At 34.3% G+C, this 2,538-nt stretch carries 2 protein-coding genes; both read right to left on the bottom strand.

Annotated elements, in window-relative coordinates; genetic code table 11:
• Window position 1: 1 nt before the first annotated feature.
• Complete coding sequence (locus tag AC1EU0_RS19100; protein ID WP_480304363.1) at window positions 2-1,681, bottom strand: AAA family ATPase; 1,680 nt, start codon at window positions 1,679-1,681, stop codon at window positions 2-4.
• A 466-nt stretch (window positions 1,682-2,147) separates the two neighbouring features.
• Window positions 2,148-2,471, bottom strand: a complete 324-nt coding sequence (locus AC1EU0_RS19105; RefSeq protein ID WP_480304364.1) for a hypothetical protein — start codon at window positions 2,469-2,471, stop codon at window positions 2,148-2,150.
• Window positions 2,472-2,538 lie beyond the last annotated feature (67 nt).

Consider the following 2,538-nt stretch of genomic DNA (forward strand, 5'->3'; position numbering starts at 1 on the left):
GTTATGTTTCGTTTTTGATACTCTGTATTTTGTCGAACAAAGACTGAAAACATGAAAAATCATCTTTGTTACTTCTTTGGATTATGAACTCTTCAAAGTCTCTTTTCCTTGAGTCATCAAATGTTCTAATGGGTTCACCCTTTGATGGTGTAATGGTTTTTATAAACCCATCAAACAATGTTTCGGGAAATAGATTTTCTATACCTTTCTTACATAAATTATTCTCTGTATTTATGGGAAATATGAAAGGATAGGTGTTATTTCCATCTTTGAGTGAATAATTGACATCACAATCCCAGACAAAGATCACTTTATTTTCATGTGTTGTTTTAGATAGAAATTCATATAGAGTTTTTAACTGATTTTTACCGCTTATGCCTTCTATCCCATTTAATACTTCTACACCCGAGACACAATATAATTCAAGAGCTTTCTCGATTATTTTTGTGTTATTCCCTTCAGTAACTATGGTCACTTCAGATTTAGTTGCTTCATCAAACAGTTTCAAACCTTGATCTATTGTTGCATAACCTTGTGTCAATATTGATAACGACTCACTTTTATCTTTTTTGGAGATTCTATTTAAACCTGAACGGTTCATTACATAAATTGATTCTTCAGGAGCTAAGGCAATAGTGGTTGGTGAGTGAGTTACCAGAATTACTTTTACATTGTTTTTAATAAACACTCTTTCAATGACATTTAGCATATTTTTCATCATGGAAGGGTGCAATGATGCATCTACTTCATCTAAAAGAAGCAAATCTGGAAAATTTCCATCAGATGATGACTTATAGATCGAAGCAACCAGTGCCATTAATATTTTTTCACCAGAAGATAAACTGTTAAAGTCAATACTTACGTCAGGCTTTTCAACATGAATTAGTTGTAGTTGGTAACTGCCAAATATATCCATGCCTTCGGGGGATTTCACTTGGTATTGCAAACTGTCGAATGTAGTTAATATATCATTCACTAAGTCCCAAGGTTTGGGACCATTTTCTGACTCGAAATCAGCATCGCTTAAGAACTTATAATTTTTCCCATGCTTTTCATTTTCATAACCATTTACTTGGTTTTGTCTTAACTTAACGTAATAATCCCAGAATATTTTACCTATTTGGTTAGGAAGAAAATTATTTTTAAAAGAAAATGGCTTGTATTTTCTTATAAAGTCATCTTTTTCGAGCTCATCAACAAAGGTCGGTATTCTCTTCATAAGAGAATAAACACTTTGAGCTGTAGGGTCATGTTTTGTATGATCAGAATTGAACCAAGATTTCACTTGGTTTTGATATCCGGATAAATTTTCATCCTCAATCTCTAATAGGGCAGAATGTTTATTAGTTAGTTCTTTATAGGAATCACTTGAGATATTCCCTCTCCAGTTTCGGGAATTGGGTACTATTTGCTGTGTAACATAATTCCAAGCTTGCTCCTTTTCTGAGACTATTTGTTGAGCGTTGTAGCCCCCTTCATTATCTAATCGAAATGTTTCGTAATTAAATAAAACAATATTACTTCTCTGTACTCCATTAACAGAAACACTTCCATTGGATATTGCATCCAATAGATGACTCTTTCCGGAGCCATTAACTCCAGTCAAAACTACAAAACCTGGAAGATTTACAGGATTAAATTGGTCAATGGAAAGATGCTTTCTTTGAAATTGTAAATCCAAAATTCTGTCCTTCTGAACTGGATGATAAAGTTAAGAAACATAACGCCCGCTTAACCGGCAAATATTGGTTGGCTAAAATCCGAAGCGCAGCGTAGGAGCCAACCAGTATTTGTCCTGTTGAAGCGCTTGTTATACGTTGACGTCCAAAACTACCTATTTTTTGGATTCCAACAAAATTGTATAGGATACAACCACACCAATGAAAGCAACATTGGTTGTAATTGATTTTACAAACCAACCGTCTTGATTATATTGAAATATAAGTTGATTCAATGCTTCTATATCAATTTTACTTGACCAGAAATTGCGTTTGCTAAACTCTATGATTTTTTGCAATTTCAAATTCCTTTTGATTGGTATATACGTATAACGCCGCATTAACAGGCGGAAAATTGTTGGCTATAATTTGCGACGCAGGAGCAAAGCCAACGATTTTGCGTCCTGTTGAATGCCTTGTTATACGTTTTTATTGATACGCCAAGTCACTTATTACTTTACTTTTTTTGAGGTCGATGACCAACGCTACGGAAGTGCCGCTACTGGGTGCAATGTTATTCACGTCATCTTTATGCAACGTTCGAATATATATTAAGTGATTCGGTATTTTTCTTTTGGGCACAACACCTTCAAAGGTTTCATGCTCTACGATGAACTCACCGCATTTCCATTTTTTAACATTGACCAAATAATTTTTAGCAATTTCAATTGCTATTGATATATCGTTAGTAAACGCATTTACATTAAGAGATATGAGACAACAAAGAATGATTAGTAATCTGAAACAAGTCATTGATGCCTAAACCTCTACAAACGTATAACGCCTAAATCAGGTGCGCCGTAGGCGTCACCTGGATTTA

This window comes from Parashewanella sp. 2210YD4-3, from assembly GCF_056591735.1.

Excerpts from the sequence above, each read along its gene's own strand:
- AC1EU0_RS19105 (WP_480304364.1), bottom strand. The coding sequence starts at position 2,471 with ATGACTTGTTTCAGATTACTAATCATTCTTTGTTGTCTCATATCTCTT.